Source organism: Runella sp., assembly GCF_027484545.1.
GTDB lineage: Bacteria > Bacteroidota > Bacteroidia > Cytophagales > Spirosomataceae > Runella.
Genome location: NZ_JAIXST010000158.1, coordinates 22,032 through 48,223, shown reverse-complemented (window position 1 = coordinate 48,223; position 26,192 = coordinate 22,032). Strand labels below are relative to the sequence as shown.

The window sequence follows — 26,192 nt, the reverse complement described above, 5'->3', positions numbered from 1 at the left end:
AGAGTTTAATCTGAAACACTTCGCCACTCGTAGGAGCGATGCAAAGGGATTAAAATTCAATAAATCTACGAGGCAAGCTAAGTTTTTTGTAAACTAATTTTTGAGTTCCTGCGTTATATCTGATTAGATTGACGCTTGGTTCGTATTCCACCAAAAACTTATAAAGCCTTGGTAACCAAACAAACTCCACGTAAAAATTTCGCCCGGATTAAGCCTGTTATTGATTATCCGGACTTCTTAGATGTACAAGTTCGCTCTTATCGGGATTTCGTTAATTTAGATACTGCATCTGAAGAACGCCACAAAGAGGGCTTGTATAAAGTATTCCAAGAAAACTTTCCTATTTCTGACTCTCGTGAAAATTTTGTCCTCGAATTTGTGGACTATGCTCTTGATCCGCCAAAATACACTGTCAATGAGTGTATTGCTCGGGGATTGACCTATTCGGTACCTTTGAAGGCTAAATTGCGCCTGAAATGTAACGATGCAGATAATGAGGATTTTCAAACGATTGAGCAAGAAGTATTTCTGGGTGCCATTCCTTACATGACGGAAAAAGGTTCCTTCGTTATCAACGGAGCAGAACGCGTTATTGTATCTCAACTTCACCGCTCGCCGGGTGTGTTCTTCTCTATGAGCAAGCACACCAATGGTACAAAACTCTATTCGGCAAGAATTATTCCTTTTAAAGGTTCTTGGATTGAATTCTCTACTGACGTAAATAACGTCATGTATGCCTACATTGATCGGAAGAAAAAATTTCCGGTAACTACCCTGTTACGGGCAATCGGCTTTGGTTCAGATAAGGAAATTTTAGATTTATTTGAACTTTCAGAAGAAATTCCGGCTACAAAAGCGAGCTTGAATAAAGCCGTAGGCCGTCGCTTAGCAGCGAGGGTTCTCCGTACTTGGACCGAAGATTTCGTTGACGAAGATACTGGTGAAGTGGTGTCTATCAGTCGTAATGAAGTCTTACTTGAACGTGACTCTGTAGTATCGGCCAATGACTTGGATGTAATTCTTGACTCAGGACAGAAATCTATTATTCTGCACCGTGAGGATATGAATATGGCCGATTATAATATCATATATAATACGTTGCAAAAAGACAGCTCTAACTCTGAAAAAGAGGCTGTTGAGCAAATTTATCGCCAATTACGTAATGCAGAAGCACCTGATGAACAAACGGCTCGCGAAGTAATTCAAAGCCTGTTTTTCTCGGATAAGCGTTATGACTTAGGGGATGTAGGACGCTACCGTGTCAATAAGAAATTGCAGTTGGATATTTCAATGTCAACAAAGGTATTAACAACCCAAGACATTGTTTCCATTGTAAAATACTTAATTGGTCTTATCAATGCCAAAGCTGTCGTCGATGATATTGACCACTTGTCAAATCGTCGTGTACGTACAGTAGGAGAGCAATTGTGGGCTCAATTTGGAGTCGGTTTGGCACGTATGTCTCGTACTATCAAAGAACGTATGAACGTTCGCGATAATGAAGACTTTAAACCCATTGATTTGATTAATGCCCGTACCTTATCGTCGGTAATTAACTCATTCTTTGGTACGAACCAGTTGTCGCAATTCATGGACCAAACTAATCCTTTGGCCGAGATTACGCACAAACGCCGTATGTCGGCACTGGGGCCTGGTGGTTTGAGCCGCGAACGTGCTGGTTTTGAGGTTCGTGACGTTCACTATACGCACTACGGCCGTCTTTGTACGATTGAAACGCCAGAAGGTCCAAACATTGGTTTGATTTCATCGCTTTGTGTCTATGCGAAAACCAATAGCATGGGCTTTATTGAAACGCCTTACCGCGTGATTGATAACGGTAAATTGACCAATGAACTCGTTTATTTGACTGCTGAGGAAGAGGATTCAAAATACATTGCTCAAGCCAATGCTTCAGTGGATGGTGACGGAAACTTCTTGGTTGAAAAAATTAAAACCCGTTTTGAAGGTGACTTCCCAATGGTTGACCCTTCACAGGTTTCATTGATGGATATTGCAGCCAATCAGATTGTATCTGTGGCAGCCTCTATGATTCCATTCTTGGAGCATGATGACGCCAACCGTGCCTTGATGGGTTCTAACATGCAACGTCAGGCTGTGCCGCTTCTTCGTCCGCAAGCTCCAATTGTGGGTACAGGATTAGAAGGGCGTGTTGCTCGTGATTCACGTGCTTTAATTGTTGCTGTCGGAAACGGAGTGGTTGAATTTGTAGATGCAACTAAGATTGTGGTTCGCTACGAACGGACGTACGAACAACGATTGGTAAGTTTTGACAGTGATGTTGTGACGTACGATTTGATTAAATTTCGTCGTACCAACCAAGATACCTGTATCAACCTTAAGCCAATGGTTCTCAAAGGCCAAAAGGTAGAAAAAGGGGAGATTTTGAGTGAAGGATATGCTACAGAAGGCGGTGAATTAGCATTGGGACGTAACTTGCTTGTGGCATTCATGCCTTGGCAGGGATACAACTTTGAGGATGCGATTGTAATTTCTGAGAAGGTAGTACGTGATGATATTTTCACGTCTATTCACATCGAAGAATATGATTTGGAAGTACGTGACACTAAGCGCGGAGAAGAAGAATTAACGGCTGAAATTCCAAACGTCAGCGAGGAAGCCGTTAAGAATTTGGACGAAAATGGTATTGTAAGAATAGGAACTGATGTAAAAGAAGGCGATATTCTGATTGGTAAGATTACTCCTAAAGGTGAGTCGGATCCAACGCCGGAAGAAAAATTGTTGCGTGCCATCTTTGGTGACAAAGCGGGTGACGTGAAAGATGCCTCCAGAAAAGCACCTCCATCTATGAAAGGGGTGATTGTTGATACCAAATTATTCTCTCGTCCGGGACGCGATGAACGCGTAAAACAAAAGGAAGAGCTGAAAGTATTGATGAAAAGTTATGGTCGTGAGTTAGCCAAACACCGAGAAGTGGTCATTGATAAAATGGTTGAACTTCTTGAAGGCAAAACTACGGCGGGCATAAAACATAAATTTGGCGAAGACATCATGAGTAAAGGTGTGAAGTTTAGCCGGGTTAATATCATCAATAATATTTTCCCAGACAAAAACGCCTATCGTGATGAAGGTGGTTATGTAGTTCCGGAAGAAGTAAACTTGCTCGGCGATTTAATTATTGAAGGATGGACAGATGATCCAACCACGAACAAGTTGCTGTTTGAGATGGTTAAAAACTTTCAAAAACGCCGCAACGAAATTTCTGGACGTTTTAAACGTGACCGATTTACCTTAGAAGTGGGTGACGAATTACCGGCCGGTATCGTGAAATTAGCCAAAGTGTATATTGCCAAGAAGCGTAAGCTGAAAGTAGGTGATAAAATGGCGGGTCGTCACGGTAACAAAGGGGTAGTTGCTAAAATCGTTCGTGACGAAGACATGCCATTCTTAGCGGATGGTACACCGATGGACATCGTGTTGAATCCATTGGGGGTACCTTCACGGATGAACATTGGCCAGATTTATGAAACCATCTTAGCGTGGGCTGGTAAAAAATTGGGACGTAAGTATGCGACACCTATTTTCGACGGAGCTACAGAAGATCAAGTAGTTTCTGAATTGAACGAAGCAGGGATTCCGGAATTTGGACGTACTCCCCTTTATGATGGTCAGTCGGGGGATAAATTTGATCAAAGTGTTACAGTAGGTATCATGTACATGCTTAAGCTGGGTCACTTAGTCGATGATAAAATGCACGCACGTTCAATTGGGCCATACTCTCTTATTACACAGCAACCATTGGGTGGTAAAGCTCAATTTGGTGGACAGCGCTTTGGAGAAATGGAAGTATGGGCATTGGAAGCATTCGGTGCATCGCACATTCTTCAAGAGATATTGACAGTGAAATCAGATGATGTTATCGGACGTGCAAAAGCGTACGAAGCCATTGTCAAAGGTGAAAACCTGCCGAAGCCAAATATTCCTGAATCATTCAACGTATTGATTCACGAATTGAGAGGTTTGGCATTGGAAATTACGATGGACTAATAAGTTTAAAGTCTATGGTTTACAGTTTGTAGTTAAAAACACAGGCTGTAAACCTTAAACTAAAAACTGTAACTAAAAAGTAATTATCACACAAACCATATCGAAAATGTCATTCAAGAAAAACAAGAAAATCAATAGTGACTTTTCGCGGATTACCATTAGCTTGGCATCGCCTGAGTCCATATTGGAAAGCTCTTATGGCGAAGTAACCCAGCCCGAAACAATCAACTATCGGACTTACAAACCTGAAATGGGCGGGCTCTTTTGCGAGCGCATCTTTGGGCCTGTAAAAGACTGGGAATGTCACTGTGGTAAATACAAGCGCATTCGTTATAAAGGTATTATTTGCGACCGTTGCGGTGTTGAAGTAACTGAGAAAAAAGTGCGCCGTGAACGCATGGGGCACATTGAATTAGTTGTACCCGTAGCACATATTTGGTATTTCCGCAGTTTGCCAAACAAGATTGGCTACCTGTTGGGACTTTCTACCAAAAAATTAGATCAAATTATTTACTACGAACGATACGTAGTCGTTCAGGCAGGTGTCAAAGCGGAAGACGGAATCAGTAAAATGGATTTCCTGACCGAAGACGAATATTTGGATATCGTGGATAAACTTCCCCGCGAAAACCAAATGTTGCCTGATACCGATCCAAACAAATTCATTGCAAAAATGGGTGCGGATGGATTGGAAATGTTGTTGTCACGCACTCAATTGGACGAACTGTCTTATGAATTGCGTCACAATGCAGCCAACGATACTTCGCAACAGCGGAAAGCGGAAGCATTGAAGCGTTTGAAAGTAGTTGAAGCGCTTCGCGATGCAAATACACGTATCGAAAACCGTCCTGAATGGATGGTGATTCGGATGGTGCCTGTAATTCCACCGGAATTGCGCCCATTGGTGCCGTTGGATGGCGGTCGTTTTGCAACTTCTGACTTAAATGATTTATATCGTCGCGTTATCATTCGTAACAACCGTTTGAAGCGTTTGATTGAAATCAAAGCGCCGGAAGTTATCTTACGGAACGAAAAACGGATGTTACAGGAAGCTGTTGACTCGTTGTTTGATAATAGCCGTAAAGTAAACGCTGTTCGTTCGGAAGGTAACCGTGCCTTGAAATCACTTTCAGACATGTTGAAAGGGAAACAAGGACGTTTCCGTCAAAACTTGCTTGGAAAACGCGTTGACTATTCAGGTCGTTCAGTAATTGTGGTAGGTCCTGAACTCAAATTGCACGAGTGCGGTCTTCCTAAAGACATGGCCGCTGAGTTATTCAAACCGTTTATCATTCGTAAATTGATTGAGCGCGGTATTGTAAAAACGGTAAAATCAGCAAAGAAAATCGTTGACCGTAAAGACCCTGTTGTTTGGGATATTTTGGAAAACGTGTTGAAAGGACACCCTGTGTTGCTCAACCGCGCTCCAACTTTGCACCGTTTGGGTATTCAGGCTTTCCAGCCTAAATTGATTGAAGGTAAAGCTATCCAATTGCACCCGCTCGTTTGTACGGCCTTCAACGCTGACTTTGACGGTGACCAGATGGCGGTACACGTACCTCTTGGACAGGAAGCTGTTTTGGAAGCGTCTATGTTGATGCTTTCTTCACACAACATTCTTAACCCGGCCAACGGTGCGCCAATTACGGTACCTTCACAAGACATGGTATTGGGTCTTTACTACGTAACTAAAGGCCGTAAATCAACACCTGAGATTCCAATTATTGGTGAAGGAATGACTTTCTACGGAGCGGATGAAGTAATCATCGCTATCAACGAAGGCAAACTTTCTAAACATGCTCAAATCAAGTGCCGCGTTACGGTTCGTAACGAAGACGGTTCGTTGGAAAAGAAATTGATTGATACTGTAGCTGGTCGGATTCTTTTCAATCAATGTGTGCCCGAAATCGTAGGATATATCAATGAATTGTTGACGAAGAAAAAACTTCAGCAAATCATTGGGCAGGTATTCAAGATTGCAGGCAATGCGCGTTGTGCACAATTCTTGGATGAAATCAAGCATTTAGGTTTCCAAACAGCCTTTAAAGGTGGGTTGTCCATTGGTTTGGGAGATATTAAAATCCCGGATGTAAAATGGCAACTGATTGATACCGCTAAAGAAGAAGTGGTAGGGGTGATGGAGAACTTTATGATGGGTCTAATCACTGAAAACGAACGCTATAACCAAATCATTGACGTTTGGACGCGTACCAACACCAAGTTGGCCAATACGCTCCTGACGCAATTGGAAAATGACCAACAGGGCTTCAACTCTGTGTATATGATGATGCACTCTGGTGCACGCGGTTCACGTGAGCAGGTACGTCAGTTGGGTGGTATGCGTGGATTGATGGCGAAACCACAGAAAAACTTGGCAGGTGGAGTAGGGGAAATCATTGAAAACCCAATTTTGTCAAACTTTAAAGAAGGTCTTGACGTATTGGAGTACTTTATCTCTACCCACGGTGCTCGTAAAGGTTTGGCCGATACAGCATTAAAAACGGCGGATGCGGGTTACCTGACTCGTCGTTTGCATGATGTTGCCCAAGATGTAGTAGTAAATGAAGAAGACTGCGGTACATTGCGCGGTATCGAAATCTCAGCGTTGAAAGACAATGAAGATATCGTAGAACCATTATCAGAACGTATCTTAGGACGTGTTTCTGTTCATGACGTTCTTGATCCGCTTACCGGCGAATTAATCGTAGCTTCTGGTTCAGAAATTACGGAAGAAATTGCTTCCAGAATTGACGAAACCAGCATCGAAACTGTTGAAATTCGTTCGGTATTGACTTGTGAAACCCGCAGTGGTGTTTGTTCAAAATGCTACGGACGTAACTTAGCTTCGGGACGGATGGCTGAAAACGGAGAAGCTGTCGGGGTAATTGCCTCACAGTCAATCGGTGAGCCAGGTACACAGTTGACACTTCGTACTTTCCACGTGGGTGGGGTAGCGCAGAACATTGCGCAGGAAGCGTCTATCAAAACTAAATTTGACGGTAAAGTTGAATTTGAAGATATGCGTACGGTAGATTCAACCGACAATGAAGGAAATCCTGCAACCATCGTAATGGGTCGTTCGGGTGAAATTCGTATCGTAAGTGAAACTAACGGACAAGTACTGATTGTCAACAACGTACCTTACGGGGCTACTTTATTGGTTAAAGAAGGAGATAGAGTAACCAAAGGACAAGAACTTTGTAACTGGGATCCTTACAACGCCGTTATCTTATCAGAATTCAATGGTTTTGTAGAATATGAAGCCATCGAAGAAGGGATTACGTTCCGCGAGGAAATCGACGAGCAATCCGGTTTCCAAGAGATGGTAATTATCGAAAGCCGTGACCGTGCTAAAAACCCGGGCATGTTGATAAAAGGTAAGAGCCCACTTTTGACGGATATCGAAGAGAAGATATATAACCTTCCTGTTGGGGCTCGCTTGGTTATTAAAGATGGCGCTTCGGTAAGAACGGGGCAAGCTCTGGCAAAACTTCCGCGAACTTTGGGTAAAACCCGTGATATTACGGGAGGTTTGCCTCGGGTAACGGAATTGTTTGAGGCGCGTAACCCATCTAACCCTGCGGTAGTTTCTGAAATTGACGGAGTTGTTATTTACGGGGTGATTAAACGCGGTAACCGTGAAATCAACATCGAATCGAAAGACGGTACTCGTAAAAAATATCTTGTGCCTTTGTCAAAACATATTTTGGTGCAGGATGGTGACTATGTGAAAGCAGGTGAGCCACTGTCAGACGGAGCGATTACACCAAGCGACATCCTGTCAATCAAAGGACCAACCGCCGTACAGGAATATTTGGTAAATGAGATTCAAGAGGTATATCGTCTGCAAGGGGTGAAAATCAATGATAAGCACATTGAGTGTATTGTACGCCAAATGATGCAGAAAGTTGAAATCATGGATCCGGGTGACACTATCTTCTTGGAAATGCAACCGGTAGATAAATGGACGTTCCGCGAAGAAAATGACCGTGTACTCGACATGAAAGTGGTAGAAGATTCCGGTGATTCAGAAACGTTTAAACCGGGTATGTTGATTTCTGCACGTCGTTTGCGTGACGAAAATTCGACCCTGAAACGCCGTGACCAACGTTTGGTAACAGCTCGTGATGCGAAACCCGCCGTTGCTCAACCAACGTTAATGGGTATCACTCAGGCTTCTCTGGGTACCGAAAGCTTTATCTCAGCAGCCTCGTTCCAGGAAACGACCAAGGTATTGAGCGAAGCAGCCGTACGCGGAAAACGCGATACACTCGAAGGCTTGAAGGAAAACGTGATTGTAGGTCACTTGATTCCGGCAGGTACGGGAGCACGTCGTTTCCAGAAACTTATTATCGGTTCAAAAGAAGAACTTGAAACGGTAACTGAAGCACGTGAGCGCAGCGGTTCTCGCCGTGGCAAACGCGAATTAGCAAATTAATAGGTTTCCCTGATTATACATAAAAAACGCCCCGACTCCTGTTGGGGCGTTTTTGTTTTTAGCCGATTACACACTATTTTTTCAATTCCTGCCGTTTTTTAGTTCCTTTGTTTCTCAAACGATTTAACATACGCATGAAAAAATTAGCTTTCTTCTTTACACTTTGTACGCTGCACCTTACACTTCTCCAAGCCCAAGACAATGTTTACAACCTTATTCCTTTTCCTGCCCAGTTTAATGGCGGTGAGGGGCAGTTTGTAGTAAACCCTCAGACCAAAATCATTGTAACTGCTAAAGATGCTGGACTAAAACCCATTGCTCAAAGCCTGATTAATGCTCTTAAAACGGCTTCTAAGCTTACTTTGCCCATCGCGTCTACCGCTACGCCTACGGCCAAAAATGTCATTTATATTCGTCAAAATAAAGCATTGGGCTTAGGTTCGGAAGGATATAAACTTCTCGTTAGTGCAGACCGAGTGATTTTGGAAACAGCCACTCCTCAAGGGGCTTTTTATGGGATGCAAACCATTTTTCAGCTATTGCCAACGGCCGTATTCAGCCCTACTCCCGTTGAAAATATAACGTGGGCAATGCCCGTTTGCCAAATTCAGGACAAGCCGCGTTTCGTTCATCGGGGGTTGATGCTGGATGTTGGCCGGTATTTTATGCCCGTTTCGTTTATCAAAAAGTACATTGACTTGCTGGCAGTTCACAAAATGAATGTTTTGCATTGGCACCTGACAGATGACCAAGGATGGCGCATTGAAATCAAGAAATACCCTAAGTTGACGCAAATAGGCTCAAAACGTAAGGAAACGTTGGTAGGACAATATTCAGAGAATTATCCGCAGAAATTTGACGGAAAAGAAATTGGCGGTTTTTATACCCAAGCCGAGATTAAAGATATTGTGAAGTATGCACAGGCAAAATACGTGACCATTATTCCCGAAATTGAAATGCCCGGTCATGCCTCGGCAGCGTTGGCTGCATATCCTGAGTTAGGTTGCGAACCGACTAAGAAATACGAGGTAGCGACCAAATGGGGGGTAATGACTGATGTTTTCTGTCCCACCGAACAAACCTTTACGTTTTTGCAAGATGTTCTTACGGAAGTAATCCCTTTATTTCCCGGTAAATACATTCATATCGGGGGTGATGAGTGTCCAAAAGATGCGTGGCAAAAGAGTGCTTTTTGTCAGGAATTGATTAAAAAACTGAATCTTAAGGATGAGCACGAACTACAAAGTTACTTCATTAAGCGTATTGAAAAGTTTGTAAACTCAAAAGGACGTGCCATTATCGGTTGGGATGAGATTTTGGAAGGTGGAGTGGCTCCCAATGCCACAGTGATGAGTTGGCGAGGAATAAAAGGGGGGATTGAGGCGGCCAAGCAAAAACACAACGTCATTATGACGCCAAATACCTATTACTATTTGGATTATTATCAGGCCAATCCTGCAAAAGAACCTTTAGCCATTGGCGGCTATTTGCCTATTGAAAAAGTCTATGAATATGACCCTTCCGCTGAGTTTTCGCCTGAAGAACAAAAGTATATTTTGGGTGTTCAGGGGAATGTTTGGACTGAATATATGCCTACTCCCCAACAGGTAGAATATATGACTTTTCCAAGGGCAACGGCTATAGCTGAAGTGGCTTGGGTACCTTCGGGAGGAAAGAATTTTGAAGATTTTGCGACGCGCCTGAAAGAGCATGTAAAGCGAATGGATTATCTGAAAGTCAATTATTCCAAGCGGATTTTAGATGTAAAAGCCGTAACGCAGTTCAACAATCAGGGACAATTGCAGGTACGACTGGAAAAACTGGACTCAGACAGTAAAATTTATTATACGCTTGATGGAAAAGAGCCATCCACGAGTTCAACGGAGTATGTGATGCCGATTACATTGGATAAAATCACAACGATTAAAGCCATTACAACGGCGGGAGCAAGGTTTGAGGAGAAATTCTTTATACACCGTGCTAAAGGCAAATCTTATACCTACGCCAACGCGCCCGCAGAAGGCGTAGATGCTGACAGAAAGAAACTTACCGATGGTCAGGTGGCGCAAAGTCCCCGAAACAGTGCTGAATGGGTTTGGATGTCGGGTAAAGATTTTGAAATTACGATAGATTTGGGAGAAGTGAAACCTGTAACGAAAGTGTCAGCCAACTTTTTAAAAATCATCATGAGCAATGTATTTCCGCCAACTTCGGTAGAAATTGGCCTATCGCGGGATGGAGAAAACTTTAAAGATGCGATTGCGCAGCCCGTAAATTACCAATTGGAGGGACCTTGGCAGATTTTACCCGTGGTAGCCGACTTTAAGACGGCTCGCGCCCGATACATACGTGTACGTGCCAAAAACGCAGGAAAAAGCCCGTCTGGTCAAACTATAACAATCGCAATGGATGAAGTGGTGGTAGATTAATAAAAATGGTAAATACATAAAAGGGTTGCCTCGCTTATTGAGGCAACCCTTTTATATTTATGATTTGCTTTTTGATTACAGTTATACCTTTATAATTCCCTTTTACGCCATTTTTTTGGCACTTCATCCCAATTTTATCTTATTTTTTGAAACAAACAAGTAGGTTTACAGCGTTTTATATAAAAAAAGTACAAACGCTATGCTAAGTTTTGTGGCTCCGTAGGGGAAACGCAGATTTAGAATGTCATTCAGTGAACAATCAGTAACCATTTTCAGCTATGAGACAATGCTTATCACTCCTTTTATTGCTTTTGGTATTTACGCGAGGGTATGGCCAAGAAAAAAAGACCATTAGTGGTTACATTAAGGATGCTTCCAACGGGGAAACCCTCATCGGAGTCTCCGTATATGTCCGTGAAATCAGTAACGGTACTGTTTCCAACGACTATGGATATTATGCCCTTAATCTTACTACCGGCAACACCTATACGCTTGTATTCAACTACCTTGGTTATGAAAAAATTGAGAAAAGGATAGAGCTTACTGCCGATTTAAAACTCAATATCGAATTGAAAGACGAAAGTTTGAAATTGCAGGAAGTAATCATCAGGACAGCCAAAGAAGACGAAAATGTAAAAAACATTGAGATGTCGGTCAACAAGGTCGAGATGAAAACCATCCGACAAATGCCGGCATTGTTGGGAGAAGTTGATTTGGTACGGAGTATTCAATTGTTGCCGGGCGTAACAAGTGTAGGGGAGGGGGCCAGCGGATTTAACGTGCGCGGCGGTAATATTGACCAAAATTTAGTGCTTCTTGATGAAGCTCCCGTTTATAATTCTTCCCACTTATTCGGCTTTTTCTCGGTTTTTAATCCCGATGCGGTTAAAGATGTAAAGCTGATAAAAGGCGGTATTCCTGCCCAATATGGCGGACGCATTTCTTCTATTTTGGATGTACGACTCAAAGAAGGGAATTCCAAAACCCGCGAAATCAACGGTGGAATCGGCAGTATCTTTTCACGATTAAGCTACGAGCAACCCTTTGCCAAAGGAAAAGGCTCCTTCATTGTGGCTGGGAGGCGGTCGTACATTGATGTGTTGGCCAAACCCTTTCTAAACAGTGATTTAAAAAACTCCCGTTTTAATTTTTACGATTTTACAGCTAAAGCCAATTACCGCATCAACGATAAAAACACAGTCTATGCTTCGGGCTATTTTGGGCGCGATGTGTTTGGGGCAGATTTTGGCTTCGATTGGGGAAATCAAACGGCTACGGCTCGTTGGAACCACATTTTTAACAATAAGTTGTTCATGAATGCGACGGCATTTTATTCTAACTATGATTATGGGTTGGAATCAGATCGTAACAATGAAAGCAAAACGGGAGACAAGTTCAAATGGAATTCGAGTATCAAAACCAAGAGTTTTAAGCCTGACTTTACCTACTATCTGACTCCTAACAATACCATTACTTTTGGAGGGCAGTACCTGCATTATGACTCAAAACCCGGAACAGCTTTAGCGATTTCCAGCGGTGAAGAGCGAAATATCAGTATTGAGGCACGTTATGCCGACGAATCAGCCTTATACATTGGCAATGATCAGAAAATAAATAAATGGCTGTCTCTCCAATACGGGATTCGATATTCTTATTTTCGGAATTTAGGTTCGGGTGAGGTTTTTGAATTTCAGGAGATTGCCGTAGGCGAACGCAAATACCCGATTTCTGAAAAACGTTACGGGAAAAACGAAGTAATTAACCAATATGGAAATTGGGAGCCGCGTTTCTCAGCCAAAATTGAAGTATCGCCTTCCACTTCTATCAAAGCAAGTTATAACCGTACGGCCCAATATTTGCATTTATTGTCAAATACGGCGGCAAGTTCTCCATTGGATGTGTGGACATTGAGTTCAAAGATTATCAAACCCCAATTGGCTGACCAAGTAGCCTTAGGTTGGTTCCAAAATTTTCAGGACAATACCTACGAAGCGTCGGTAGAGGTTTATTATAAAAAGCTTCAAAATCAGATTGATTACGTCAGAAATTCAGACTTGTTATTGAACAAATACTTTGAGGGAGACTTGCTTTTTGGAAACGGACGGGCTTACGGAACGGAATTTTATGTGAAGAAAAACAAAGGAAAATTGACAGGTTGGTTTAGTTATACCTTGGCCCGTACTGAACGTAAAATTGAAGGCATCAACAACGGTGGTTGGTTTCCTGCCCGTTTTGACAAAACCCACAATCTGTCCGTAGTAGCCTTGTATCAACTCAATGAGCGCTGGAGTTTCTCTTCCAATTTTGCCTTCAACACGGGCACGCCTGCCACCTTCCCGACTAACCGCTTTGAATGGGGAGGATTGGCCTTGCCCCAAAACGTCAACGACAGTCGTAATGCAGCTCGGATTCCTGCTTATCATCGCTTAGACCTCGGCGCCACACTGAAATCGAAGAAAAAACTATTTGGTATTGGACAAGGCGAATGGGTATTCAGTGTGTATAACGCCTACAACCGTCGCAATCCTTTCTCCATGTATGTGCGCCAAAATGAAGATAATAACCTCAAAACAGAAGCCGTACGCTATGCCGTAATTGGCTCGGTGATTCCTGCCGTTACTTATAATTTTAAATTCTAATGAAACAGCTGACTACGAATGCCATGAAAACAATCAATACTGTATTGGCCAATCTTTTTAAATATCTGTTAAAAAGCACCCCATTGGGGCTGGGGGCTATTGTACTACTCTCAAGCTGCGAAGACGTAGTAGATTTGAATATTAATTCGGGCGAGTCGCAATTGGTGGTGGAAGGTTGGGTTACCAATCAAATCGCCGACCAAACTATCCGTCTGACACAATCGGCGCCTTATTTTGATAACACGCCTGCCAAACCTGCTCTTAATGCCACCGTTACAGTAACCGATGAAAAAGGGAAGGTTTTTTCGTTTAAGGACCTGAAAAACAACGGCAGTTATGTATGGCAGCCTTCTTCGGCGCGTGATACAATCGGACGTATTGGCGGGACTTACACCTTGCGTATCAAGTTGGGAACTGAAGAATACAGCGCGGTAAGTAAACTTAATCGTGTACCCAAAATTGATTCACTTACGTACTTTTTTGATAAACTTCCCGTAGCACCCACCGATGGTTCACCTAAAGATGGTTACAAACCGGAGTTTTTTGCTCGCGATCCCATAGGCGTGGGAGATTGTTATTGGGTAAAATCCTATAAAAATGGAAAGTACTACGACAAAGCGAGTGAGATATCAACCGCTTTCGACGGTGCATTCAGTGCCGGAGCTAACAGCGACGGTCTAATCTTTATTTTGCCAATTCGACAGTCAATCGTGCCTTTCAACGACTTTCTGGCCGAAAAAGACACAATCAAGGTAGAATTATATAGCCTATCATTGGAAGGTTATTACTTTATAAACCAAGCGAGAATTGAATCTACCAATGGCGGAATTTTTGCAACGGCACCCTCAAACATCATTACGAATGTAAAAAATGCGAATGCAAACGGACGTAAACCCTTAGGTTATTTTGGAGCAGCGGGCGTAAGTACGTTTCAAACCGTCATTGATGCCAAAAAAGCAAAACCAAAAAATGGATAAACAGGAAAGAATTGTCACCTCTTGGTTTTATGGGGAGACAATTTTCCCATCGGCCAGGCGCAACGTTTGAGTGACACAACTTGGGATTTCATAGTGGTAGTGAGAAACATAAATGAGTGTTCTCTCCCGGGAATCACATACCGTATCTACAACTTGCTTAAAATGCTCTACAGCGGCAAAATCCAATCCCTGACACGGTTCATCCAGAATTAGCAAAGGTGGATTTTTAACCAATGCCCGCGCCAATAACACCAATCGCTGTTGACCTTTGGAGAGATTTTTAAACGGTTTTTCAAGCAAAGCGCTCACATTCAGCCACTCGGCTACCACGTTGGTTTGTTGGATTTGTTCTTCCGTCAATTTTCTGAAATAAACTCCGGTAGCATCAAAAAAGCCCGAAGCAATGGTTTTGAACACGGTGGTTTCTTGGGGAAAATACAGGTGTAATTCAGGCGAAACGTGTCCTATTTTGCTTTTGACGTCCCACATCGAAGCACCGCCGCGCTTTATATCAAAAAGGTCGTAATCGTTGGCAAAACGCTGAGGATTGTCGGCGGTGAGAATACTCAATAAAGTAGACTTCCCTGACCCATTAGGGCCAACCAAAGCCCATTTTTCGCCCTTTTTGACTTGCCAGTTAATAGTATCCAATACTTTTTTTCCTCCGTAACTTACGTTGATATTTCGGAGATTGACGGCAAATGTAAAGTTATTGGAGTGGATGGATTGCAAATCCATCTTCAGCTTTGTTTCGGATTGCAAATCCGAAACAGCGGGCACGGTAGTCATTCTTTTGTCACCCTGAAAGGGTCTATTCTCAGCGAATGTATCAGGTTTAAGCGATGTTTCAGATTGGTAACCCGAAACCTTATTTTGCCTCGTAGCTACAATATTCCCTCCTTTTAGCTCCAACACATGTGTCACACTATCCGGTATTTCCACCGAAGATGTTACGAAAATAACTGAAATGCCTTCTTCTTTAAGATGTATAAGTGCTTCACGCAATACCTCGCGCGAGTGTACATCTAAGCCAGAAAAAGGATTGTCTAATAACAATAGCTTTGGCTTTTTGAGCAATGACCTCGCCAACAACATCCGTCGAGTTTCACCGTTGGAAAGCGTCACAAAATGTCGGTTTAGGAGATGGTCGATGGAAAGGAGTTGGCTGATAGTCAATAGCTCTTCTTCGCTGATACCGCTGGGTAGCAGTGTCACTGAATGTGCGTCAACAGTACCGACGGGTTTGAGTTGATTGGTCAATACTTCTCTGACCGACGGAGCAATTTCCGCTTCAAAACTGTGGAAACGTTGTTGGTAATATTGTGCTGCTGATTTTATAATGCGATTGAAAGAATAGTCAGAAGGTACTAATTCTGCCACTTTTGAAAGTAAAACGTCGCCGTAATCATGCGTGAGTTTACCGCGCCAAACGGGCCATTTTCCTGCTAATACTTCCAATATGGTGGATTTTCCACTGCCGTTTTCGCCTACAATGGCCCACTGTTCGCCCGTTTGGATGTGTAGGTTTAAGTCAGAAAGTACAACGGTGTCGTAACGACGAATGAAGGCGTTTTGAAGAGAAAGCATAAAATGACAAAAATTGGTTTAAAATTAGGGCAAATAGTTGATTTCGTCCTATTGAAACGACTAAGAAATAGCTATTTTTGCCGCGAACTATTCTGCATGCAGAACAAAACCTCTTCCCAAATCCATGGAATCTCTATTTGTAACTGAGCGCATCAAGACGCTGTTGCCTCAAATTCAGGCTTTTATTGAAACAGAACTGCATCCGCTCGAAATGCCCGAATACTTGGCGCACGATTTTTCTCATGTAGAGCCTATTTTACAGCAAAAACGGCAACTGGTCAAAAAAGCAGGCTTGTGGGGTTTGCACTTGCCCGAAGAAGATGGTGGATTAAACCTTACTCTTTGCGAATTTGGACAAATCAGCGAAGTGTTGGCAAGCTCACCCTACGGACATTTTGTGTTTAATACGCAGGCTCCTGACATTGGCAATACGGAGTTGATGCACAAATACGCGCCTAAGCACCTCAAAGACCGCTATTTAAATCCGCTGATGAATGGCGAAATCCGGAGTTGTTTCAGCATGACTGAGCCTGAATTTGCGGGATCAAACCCTACCCGAATGGGAACAATGGCGGTAAAAGACGGCGATGATTACGTTATCAATGGGCATAAATGGTTTACCAGCAGTGCCGATGGATCTGCTTTTGCGGTGGTGATGGCTGTTACTAACCCCGATGCGGCCCCGCACAAACGAGCAAGTCAGATTTTGGTGCCGATGGATACGCCCGGTGTAAAATTGGTCCGTAATATTCCGATTATGGGTCACGCAGGTGACAGTTGGGCGAGCCACGCTGAAATGTTGTACGAAAATGTGCGGGTACCTCAAGCCAATTTAATTGGTGCGGAAGGAGCCGGTTTTTTGTTGGCCCAAGAGCGCCTCGGTCCCGGACGGATTCACCATTGTATGCGTTTTATTGGCATTGCCGAACGGAGCTTCGATTTGATGTGTCGCTATGCAGCAAACCGCGAAATGGAAGAAGGGGTGATGTTGGGTGAAAAGCAGTTTATTCAAGGATTTATTGCCGAAAGCAGAGCCGAAATTGATGCTGCCCGATTGTTGGTGTTGCGTACTGCCAAACACATTGACGAGCAAGGCGCTTCTGCGGTACGTGACGAGATTTCGATGGTTAAGTTCTTTACGGCTAATATGATGTTGCGCGTCATTGACCGCTCTATTCAGACCCACGGTGCCTTGGGTATGACCAATGATATTTTGCTTTCGTATTGGTACTCCCACGAACGTGCTGCCCGCATCTACGACGGAGCCGACGAAGTTCATAAAACAGCGCTGGCGCGGGGGATTCTAAAAGGATATGGATTGAATACGAGGAAGAAATAAAACAGAAAGAGCGAGGTCCAACCTCGCTCTTTCTGTTTGTAGATTATTACTTGGGTAATAATTTGATAGCTGTAATCGTATTTTGAGTTCTTTCTTCATAAAAACCCGTTACGGATTTTCCGTTGGCTTCTACCATTTCTTTGGTAACAAAGAAAGGAAAACTAAGAACCGTGTCATCGCTTGTGGTAATCGTTACCTTACCGGGCAAATCGCCAGGAGTTTCTTCGTCGGCTCCTTTTAATATTCCCGTTACTTTTTTTGCATCGGCACTTAGTTCGATTTTTTCCTCACTTACCAACGATTTGCCGTCAACCTGTACATCGAGGAGGGCATTGGTAAGGTCGCTGTTATAAGTAAAGGATACGTATCGACCTACCCACTTACGGATGGTTTGTAAATCGGCTCCTTTGGTCTCTTCAAAATTGATAGTAAAGTATTCCTGAAACTTTCGTTCGGGAAATTCGATAGTTAAAGTTGCAATCGGGTAGCCTGAATCTTCCACTTCTTTCAGGATTCCCATCTCCTTGATGCCGTCGTCGGTAGCGGACAATTCTCCCGTAGGTTCTTTTACAGCAAGCTGAGAAGTAGAGTCCGTTGATGATTGGGTTTCGGATGTAGCTGATTTACTTTCGTTGGCGGCGCATGAAATACATAAAGAAAGTAGTAAAGCAAAAGTGCAGCGTTTGAGGTTCATTGAGTTGAAATAAGCTTTAGTTAAGTTTTAAAAACGCAAAGTTATTGATTTTTAGAAATTTGTAGTTTATTGCATTCCCCTATTTTGTACCTTTTTTGAAAATTATTGATACTTCACCCATGATACAGTTATTAGCGAAAGTAGGCATTAACGGTTTTTTCTTCTGTTTGATTGGGATGATTGTATTGGCTTATTTTTACCCTTCTTTGGGAACGGAGCAAAGCATTCTTCACCTGCCACAAGTAGCCGAATATGGTGTATCGCTTATTTTCTTTTTTTACGGGCTGAAACTCAATCCTGAGAAACTGAAAGCCGGGTTGAGCAATTGGCGATTACACCTCGTCATTCAGTTGACAACGTTCGTGCTTTTTCCGCTTATCGTACTTGCGATCGGATCTCTGTTTCCTGTCGATACGTCTTCGTTGCTTTGGTTAGGGGTGTTTTATTTGGCGGCGCTGCCTTCTACGGTTTCGTCTTCGGTTGTCATGGTGGCAATTGCGGGCGGCAATCTTCCGGCGGCCATTTTTAATGCCAGTATATCGAGTATCATCGGGATTTTTATCACCCCCATTTGGATGAGCGGGCTATTGGAACAACAGGATGCCAACTTTGACGTCAGTCATGTCATTGTGCGCTTGAGTTTGGAGGTTTTGTTGCCGGTTGTAGTGGGCTACTTTCTGCATCAACGATTGGGCAAATGGGTCGAACGCTACAACAGCACTTTGCGAATGTTTGACCAATGCGTGATTTTGTTGATTGTATATACTTCGTTCTGCGAATCGTTTGCGGGCAATATGTTCAGCGGCCACTCTGCTGCCGAAATCATCCAATTGGGTTTTTGGATGCTTCTGTTTTTCCTGGCCGTATTTGGAATCATGAACCTCGTAAGCCGTTGGCTTCATTTTAACCGCCCCGATCGTATCACGGTTTTGTTTTGCGGTTCCAAAAAATCGTTGGTACAGGGAGCGGTAATGGGAAAGGTACTTTTTCCTAATCCCGTCCTATTGGGAGTTGTACTCCTGCCACTCATGATTTACCATGCCCTTCAGTTGATGGTGGGAAGTATGATTGCACAGAAGATGGGGAGGGAAGAGATTGAAAGATAGCGCAACCCAAGGCTCGCGCTATCTTTCAAAATAAACCTATATTTGTATTACCTAAATGATTGTTAGCTATGAATATTGCGACACTCCAAAAACATATTAGCTTTCTGACTGATGCAAGAGGTAGGAAGGTGGCCGTACAATTTGATTTAAGAAACCGGCAAATGCAGGAGTTGTTTGAGGACTTAATGGATACGTTAACGGTAATTGAAAGGCAGGATGAGCCAACGAGAGCGTTTGATGAGGTAAAAAAGGAAATTTTTTCTCCAGTTTAACAAGGTTGAAAGCCTGTTAATAATTGTATGATTCAGAGACTCATATTTTTAAAAACATTCGTTAAATCTTTTTAATCTCTTAGTTATTCCAATAAAGTCCATCCGTAATAATCATACCATTTTTTGTATTGTTGATATCGTCAATTTTAAATTGAAAAATTTTATTTGTCCGTATATCCTTAAACTGAACGTGAATATCAAAATCTCTATAATATCTACTTGTCGTATTTGATGTATTCACAGGCACACCATTATTGTCAACAACAGATAGAAAACTTGTTTTATTCCAATCAATTCCTTTAACTCTTCCATCTTGAACAAAACGTTCAAATTTTGCAATAAAAGCTTTTTGGAGCATAGGTAAATCATTCATTACTTTTTTCACATAATCAGTTGTATTTCCCTTTTTTTCAAAAAAAGGATCTGTTAGCCAATTAGATAAGTATTTGTCCATATTTTCTTTTTCAAATATAGAATATTTGAGGACTTGAGCGTTATCTTCGCGCTTTACAGCTTCAAAAATTAAGCGGCCGAAATTTTCAGACGTATCATTCTTTAAGTTTTGAGAGAAAACTTTATTGCAAAATATTACTAAGAAAAGTAATATTTTGATGTTGTTAATTTTCATAAGGTCACTAATTTTAGTTTTTAGGTCCAAAAATATAAGCTGTTACTATTAAAAAGGATAAAGAGGTTCTGTTCTTACATTTTCCAATCATTTTATTATATTAAGTAAACTCACAATAATATTTGAGAATGGCTTTGTTGCACGGCTCTCATAACATAGAGGTTTAATAAGGAATAGTACCAAAATGAGACTTTTACTCACTCAAGCAGCTTATTTCAGGTTATGTAGCAGGACTTTTTATTGTACATATTGCACTTAAAATTGTACTATATCTATATGATTCAGCCATACAACAAAGCCTTTGAGAATCGTAAAGTTTGTTAATTACAGTATGAATATTATTTATGAGTAAAAAGGTGTTTTATTAGCTAAAGCAGTAAATTTAGTCAAATAATCATCTAAAATAGGTACTAAGCATTCTTTATAATGCCAAACAATTCCTAATTCTGCTTCAAATAAAGTATTTTCTTGTCTTTCACGCCCTGAATAAATACCGATGAAATCAATTCTACCTTCTGTTTTAGTTATTTCATTCGGCTGAATATCTACTTTTAATTCTTGCTTATATACGACTTGAGAACCAGACATGCCTTTTTTTGTCTTTCCGTCAACATAAAATAAGGGAGAATCTTTATAAATATAAGGCTCAGTCGCAATAGTCCCATATTTATAAATTGGGAATTTGTTAGGAGTTAAAGTACTTTCTAAAGGATAGCCTACAATAAATAAAGGTTGCATAACCTCAAGGCTGTCTTTTTTTTCTAATTCTTTTTCGATATCAATGCATATTATTTCATTGTTTTCTGTTCCAGAAATAGTAATTCCAAATGGAATTGCAACCACATCAATTTTATTGCTAAATATAGGGTGTTCACGATAAATTGGTTCGTCACATTCGTTATATAAAGCAAATTTATCTATTATAGCAAATTGAGGGCTGACTGTTTCGTTACTTCTATTATGGGCATACCAAAAACTTAATTTAAAGTAAGCAGGAATAGCACCACTAAAATGTAAAGATTCTTTAGTTTGAAAATTTCTGCCAGTTGCTACATGCCAATTTGTGACTAAGAAAATTTGAGACTTGTAAATACAGAAAAATCCAGTTGCGAAACCTAATGAAGCCATAGTTTCTTCGGCTAACATTTCTATTTGACAAACTTTTAATGAGTTTAAGTGTATCTTCATCTTTATACCTGTTGAACTTAATGAAATTAACAAGAAATATGATTTTCTGAAAATCAACTCAAAAAATCCAATTTCACTGCTTATTTTTAGCTAAAAACTTACCCTACCTCCCCGAAAACGAATAAGGAAAACTGCTTGGTTGCGTGCCGCGCGTTTGGTTGGGTTGTGCTGACATTTTGAAATCTAAGGTGCCGCCCTGTTGGAGCGTATGATGCTCTAAGTAGTTCAGGTTGTGCGGTTTGCCATTAAGCGTTACTTGGTCTACATACACTTGTTGAGCGCCATTGTTGGGAGCGTTGATGGTGAGTTTTTTGCCATTTTCAAACGTCATCGTCATTTGTTTGAACAAGGGGCTGCCAATCACGTATTGCGTGGTGCCCGGGCAAACGGGATAGAAACCCAATGCGCTGAATACGTACCAAGCTGAAGTTTGTCCGTTGTCTTCGTCGCCGCAGTAGCCGTCGGGCGTTGGTTGGTAGAGTTTATCCATGATTTGACGAATCCGGTACTGCGATTTCCATGGTTGTCCTGCGTAATTGTACAAATACGGCATGTGTTGAATAGGTTGGTTTCCGTGCGCGTACTGTCCCATGTTCATGATTTGCATTTCGCGGATCTCGTGAATGACAAACCCGTAGTAAGACTCGTCGAAAACGGGCGGTAAGATAAACACGCTGTCCAGTTTTTGGGCAAAAGCCGCATTGCCACCCATGAGTTTAGAAAGCCCGTTGATGTCGTGAAAAACCGACCAAGTGTAGTGCCAACTGTTGCCTTCCGTGAATGCATCGCCCCATTTGTAAGGGTTGAAAGGTTTTTGAAAATCACCAGCCTTGTTTTTTCCGCGCATCAATTTGGTTTCGGGGTCAAAAAGATTGCGGTAATTTTGATTTCGTTTCGCAAAAAGCGCGATTTCGCTTTCGGGACGTTTGAGCGATTTGGCTAATTCCCAAATACAGAAATCGGCGTAAGCGTATTCAAGCGTACGGGCCGCGTTTTCATTGATTTTAACGTCGTAGGGAACATATCCCAATTCATTGTAATACTCGTGTCCAAAACGTCCCACGGAGCTAACAGTGCCCGCGTTTTCGGTGTTTTTCAGAATGCCTTCGTAAAGCGTATTGATGTCGTAGCCGCGTATGCCTTTGATATATGAGTCCGCAATCAGCGACGCAGAGTTGGAGCCGATCATGCAGTCGCGGTGGCCCGGGCTGGCCCATTCGGGCAAAAAGCCGCTTTCCTTGTATGCATTCACCAAGCCCTCCATGATGTGGCTGTTGAGCGTAGGGTACATGAGCGTAAAAAATGGAATCGCCGAGCGGAACGTGTCCCAAAAACCGTTGTCGGTAAACATATAACCTGGCAAAACCTGCCCGTTGTAAGGGCTATAATGCATGACTTTGTTTTGAGCGTCAAACTCATAGAATTTGCGCGGAAACAACAAGGCTCGGTACAAACATGAATAAAACGTACGGATTTGGGCATCGGTCCCGCCATCAACGGTTAGTCGGCCCAATTCTTGGTTCCAGGCTGTTTGGCCCTTTTGCATGGTGGCGGTAAAGCTATCATTTCCCAATTCGCGAGTAAGATTCAGCGCGGCCTGTTCTGCACTGATAAAGGAAGAAGCTACTTTGATGTGAACGGTTTCCCCTTTTTTGGTTTTGAAACCAATGACGGCACCTACGTGCTCGTCTTTTAGTTCAAGTATTCCTTTGGATAAATTTTTATCTGACCAAGTAGCGTTGTACGTGAAGGGTTTATCGAATCGAAGTTCAAAGTAATTCTTAAAATTGAGTGGTACACCGCCGCTATTTTGGGTGCTGTACCCAATGATTTTCTGTTGTTCAGGAATAATCTTGATGTATGAACCCTTGGCAAACGCATCAATGACCACAAAGGCACTGTCGGTTTTGGGGAATGTGAGGCGGAACTGAGCCGCACGTTCGGTAGGAGCGATTTCGACTTGGGTATCGTGGTCGGCTAGATAAACACTGTAGTAGTGGGGTTTAACCACCTCGGCTTTGTGCGAAAACCAACTTTGACGCGCTTCTTCCGTAAATTTCAATTTTCCCGTGACGGGCATAATCGAAAACATGCCGTAGTCATTGATCCACGGGCTGGGTTGGTGGGTTTGTTTGAAACCGCGGATTTTATTGGCGGTGTACATATACATCCAACCGTCGCCGTTTTTACCCGTTTGAGGACACCAAAAATTCATTCCCCATGGCGTAGCTATGGCCGGGTAGGTATTTCCTGCCGAAAGTTCGTGTCGGGAATCGGTTCCCATGAGTGGATTGACCCATTGGGTAAAGTCTTTGGATGGTGTTTGAGCAATGGCAACGGAGGCCAAAAAGCTAACAAAAACGAAGGAAAAAAGCGTGCGCATAGAAAGGTCGGGGTTTGATGGTGCGATTTTACAACAATTTACCGAATCACGTTCAAACTTCCCGTCAATTTATACTCAACTTCTCGTAAATAGATGTGGTAATAATAGGCTCCGACGGGTACAGACTCGCCGTTCCATTTGCCATCCCAGGGAGTTTCGTAGCCTTTGTTACTGTAAATCACATTTCCCCAACGGTTAAAAATTTCAACCGTGCAATTGGGATACTCTTTAATTCCCGCAATTTCCCACGTATCGTTAGCCCCGTCGTTGTTGGGCGTAAAACCGTTCGGAATAGTAAGGTCAATGACTGTTACGGTCACTTCACCTTCTACGGCACATCCCTGTTCAGTGGTGACGGTGATTTTATAAGTGGTCGTTCTGTCCGGGCTGGCATGAGGGCGGGCTGATTGAGGGTTACTTAAACCAATGCTTGGAAACCAGGTAACAGTCGTGTTTTGGGGAATTGATGTCTTGATTTCTACGCTGTCGCCGCGTAAAACGACCAAGGTTTTAGGGATTTCCAGGCGTGGGGGAGGGGAGATTCGAGCTAATTTCGTGTCTGTTCCGGAACACCCTTCCATATTGGTAAAGGTATACGTAATGGGATAACTTCCAGCCGTAAGATTTTGGGTAATAAATCGGCTTCCTGCTACGCCACGACCGCTGAAAATTCCTCCTGCGGGCGTACCGACCAAGGAAATTGCCTGTAGACCCGAAGTACAAAGCGGAGCAATGGAATCAAGAGTGACAACGGGCGAAGGCTTTACTACTAAATCATACATAGAAGAGCGCGTCGCACACTTGGTGGCAGTATCTACCACGGCAACACTGTATTTCCCTGATTTCTGAGGATAATATTCATTTTCAATCGCCTGAACGAGGGGAAAATCACCTAAAAACCAAACGTATTCGTAAGCGCTGTTTTTGGGCGTAATTAATTTTACCGAATCACTTGAGCAAAAAATGGGCGTTCCCGTCAATGAAATAGCTGCAGAAGGGCCCAAGACAACTCGCACAATCAAGCTGTCTTTAGCGACGCATTTAGAGGCTTCATCAGTGACAAAAACGCTATAAGTTCCTGATTTCACGTGAAATAAAGTACTGCCCTCATTGCCAGTGTTTTGACCGTTGCGTTGCCAACGAACAGTACTGTTGCTACTTACCTGAACACTCAAATTTGTACTGTCACTATCACACAATGGCAGGGGGCGACTGGAAGTAATCTGTACGGTAGGAGTAGTTTTGACGCTTACTGCGGTCATATTTGCTGTAGAATCTTCAGTGCTGCAACTTTGAGCAAATCGCTTTACAATCGTATAATTCCCCGATTGCTTAACGGCAAAGGTTGATTTGGTAGTCCCGTTGATGGGTTGCCCGTTTAATTGCCATTGATATGTCCACTTTGGGTCTTCATCATCGGCTTTCAGTATGGCAGAATCGCCTTTACATAGTTGTATAGAACCAATATGGCCATTAGGTTGTGTCTCAAAAGTTACCCCGGAAGCGGCCTGTTTTATGGCAATGGTAACGGGAGTTGGCGATTCAGAAATACAATCCACTACGTTAAATACAAATTCTCTGCGCACCTCGCCAATTTTTACACCATTGCGCGATTCTTCACAGCGAACTGCAAATGCAAAAACGCCTAATTGCGAAGCAGTAAGGGTTATCTTGCCTGTTTTAGCATCTATTCGTAAAGGTCTTGTGGCTACAATGGCATTGGTGCTATCGAAGCCGGCATTCCAAACCGCGCGATTATAAGGGCCTTGTTTTGCTTTTGTGGGAAATGTACCGCCGCCGTCAGTAGAACCAATTAGAGGAGTTACAAGGGTATATTTCAAGGCATCGCCGTCAGCATCAGATGCTCCAAAATCCACTTCAAAATTTTTACCGACGCAGACGTACTTGATTTCAGGCGTCTTGAAAGTAGGGGAGCTGTTACGCGTATTGATAGGAGGGATTTCGGCATAAAATGCCAATCCGACTTTACTTGGGGTCTGCAGGTTGGTGATAGTATTGTTGCGACAACATTCCTCCCACGCCAGATAATAGCCCTCGGGGTCATTGTAAGTAGTGGATGAGAGGGTAATATCAGCCGCATAACGGATCAGTGTAATTCGAGAGGCGGCTGCACTGCCTACGCAACGGGCGTTGGTATATGGTAACTCTTGTTTAAGTGTACGAGTTAAAGAGAAATCTTCTAAGCGAGTGTTGTTACTTTTACGAAAAATGGAAATAAACGCTTTGTCATCGGTAGTACCTAAAACTTCGTCGTCGATAAGGGTGAGGGTCAGCGTAAAATCACCAGCAGCAGTGCCGCGTTTAGAAATGGCAATATCTCCTCCTACGATGTGTCTGGCCCAAGCCCCCGCACCCAAAAACAACAGCAGTACACACGTAATCAAGCACTTCATGGAAATAACTTTGCGTTTTTATCACAATATAGTACGCAAAATCTGCGCCAAAATTGTTGTCAAGTAACCCCC

General features: G+C 42.7%; 14 protein-coding genes. 8 read left to right on the top strand and 6 right to left on the bottom strand.

All coding sequences use genetic code 11. The annotated features are described in order from the left end of the window. Nucleotides 1–168 precede the first annotated feature (168 nt). The 5 genes from rpoB (at nt 169) to Q0081_RS14905 (ending at nt 14,509) form a co-directional block, all read left to right on the top strand. Nucleotides 169–4,026 carry a DNA-directed RNA polymerase subunit beta gene (rpoB, locus tag Q0081_RS14925; RefSeq protein WP_298354827.1) on the top strand — a complete coding sequence of 1,286 codons (3,858 nt, stop codon included), beginning with the start codon at nt 169–171 and terminating at the stop codon, nt 4,024–4,026. 106 nt (nt 4,027–4,132) lie between these two features. Beyond that, nucleotides 4,133–8,464: a DNA-directed RNA polymerase subunit beta' gene (rpoC, locus tag Q0081_RS14920; RefSeq protein ID WP_298354825.1), complete on the top strand. Its 4,332-nt coding sequence runs from the start codon at nt 4,133–4,135 to the stop codon at nt 8,462–8,464. 134 nt (nt 8,465–8,598) lie between these two features. Next, nucleotides 8,599–10,893, top strand: coding sequence for a glycoside hydrolase family 20 protein (locus Q0081_RS14915; protein ID WP_298354823.1), 2,295 nt, complete (start codon nt 8,599–8,601; stop codon nt 10,891–10,893). Nucleotides 10,894–11,171: 278 nt separating this feature from the next. Continuing rightward, the gene (locus tag Q0081_RS14910) at nt 11,172–13,532 is read left to right on the top strand and encodes a TonB-dependent receptor (protein WP_298354821.1); all 2,361 of its coding nucleotides are present in this window, start codon (nt 11,172–11,174) and stop codon (nt 13,530–13,532) included. Continuing rightward, nucleotides 13,532–14,509: a DUF4249 domain-containing protein gene (locus Q0081_RS14905; protein ID WP_298354819.1), complete on the top strand. Its 978-nt coding sequence runs from the start codon at nt 13,532–13,534 to the stop codon at nt 14,507–14,509. Before Q0081_RS14910 ends, Q0081_RS14905 begins: the two co-directional genes overlap by 1 nt. A 27-nt stretch (nt 14,510–14,536) precedes the next feature. Here the strand turns inward: Q0081_RS14905 and Q0081_RS14900 are convergent, their stop codons facing one another. Next, complete coding sequence (locus Q0081_RS14900) at nt 14,537–16,096, bottom strand: ATP-binding cassette domain-containing protein (protein WP_298354817.1); 1,560 nt, start codon at nt 16,094–16,096, stop codon at nt 14,537–14,539. Between the two features lie 124 nt (nt 16,097–16,220). Between Q0081_RS14900 and Q0081_RS14895 the strand changes: the two genes are divergently transcribed. Next, nucleotides 16,221–17,435 (top strand): acyl-CoA dehydrogenase family protein, encoded by a 1,215-nt coding sequence (locus Q0081_RS14895; RefSeq protein WP_298354815.1) that lies wholly within the window; start codon nt 16,221–16,223, stop codon nt 17,433–17,435. 46 nt (nt 17,436–17,481) lie between these two features. Here the strand turns inward: Q0081_RS14895 and Q0081_RS14890 are convergent, their stop codons facing one another. Beyond that, complete coding sequence (locus Q0081_RS14890; RefSeq protein WP_298354814.1) at nt 17,482–18,129, bottom strand: hypothetical protein; 648 nt, start codon at nt 18,127–18,129, stop codon at nt 17,482–17,484. 119 nt (nt 18,130–18,248) lie between these two features. On the opposite strand from Q0081_RS14890, the gene Q0081_RS14885 reads away from it, so the two are divergent. Beyond that, nucleotides 18,249–19,235, top strand: coding sequence for a bile acid:sodium symporter family protein (locus tag Q0081_RS14885; protein WP_298354812.1), 987 nt, complete (start codon nt 18,249–18,251; stop codon nt 19,233–19,235). 68 nt (nt 19,236–19,303) lie between these two features. After that, the gene (locus Q0081_RS14880) at nt 19,304–19,507 is read left to right on the top strand and encodes a hypothetical protein (protein ID WP_298354810.1); all 204 of its coding nucleotides are present in this window, start codon (nt 19,304–19,306) and stop codon (nt 19,505–19,507) included. 79 nt (nt 19,508–19,586) lie between these two features. On the opposite strand, the gene Q0081_RS14875 is transcribed toward Q0081_RS14880, so the two are convergent. From Q0081_RS14875 to Q0081_RS14860, 4 genes are all read right to left on the bottom strand, one after another. Continuing rightward, the gene (locus tag Q0081_RS14875; RefSeq protein ID WP_298354808.1) at nt 19,587–20,135 is read right to left on the bottom strand and encodes a hypothetical protein; all 549 of its coding nucleotides are present in this window, start codon (nt 20,133–20,135) and stop codon (nt 19,587–19,589) included. A gap of 342 nt (nt 20,136–20,477) precedes the next feature. Then, nucleotides 20,478–21,323: a hypothetical protein gene (locus tag Q0081_RS14870; RefSeq protein WP_298354806.1), complete on the bottom strand. Its 846-nt coding sequence runs from the start codon at nt 21,321–21,323 to the stop codon at nt 20,478–20,480. A 103-nt stretch (nt 21,324–21,426) separates the two neighbouring features. Then, on the bottom strand, nt 21,427–23,706 hold the full coding sequence (locus Q0081_RS14865) for a GH92 family glycosyl hydrolase (protein WP_298354804.1): 2,280 nt from the start codon (nt 23,704–23,706) through the stop codon (nt 21,427–21,429). 38 nt (nt 23,707–23,744) lie between these two features. Then, nucleotides 23,745–26,120 carry a gliding motility-associated C-terminal domain-containing protein gene (locus Q0081_RS14860; RefSeq protein ID WP_298354802.1) on the bottom strand — a complete coding sequence of 792 codons (2,376 nt, stop codon included), beginning with the start codon at nt 26,118–26,120 and terminating at the stop codon, nt 23,745–23,747. Nucleotides 26,121–26,192: the final 72 nt, after the last annotated feature.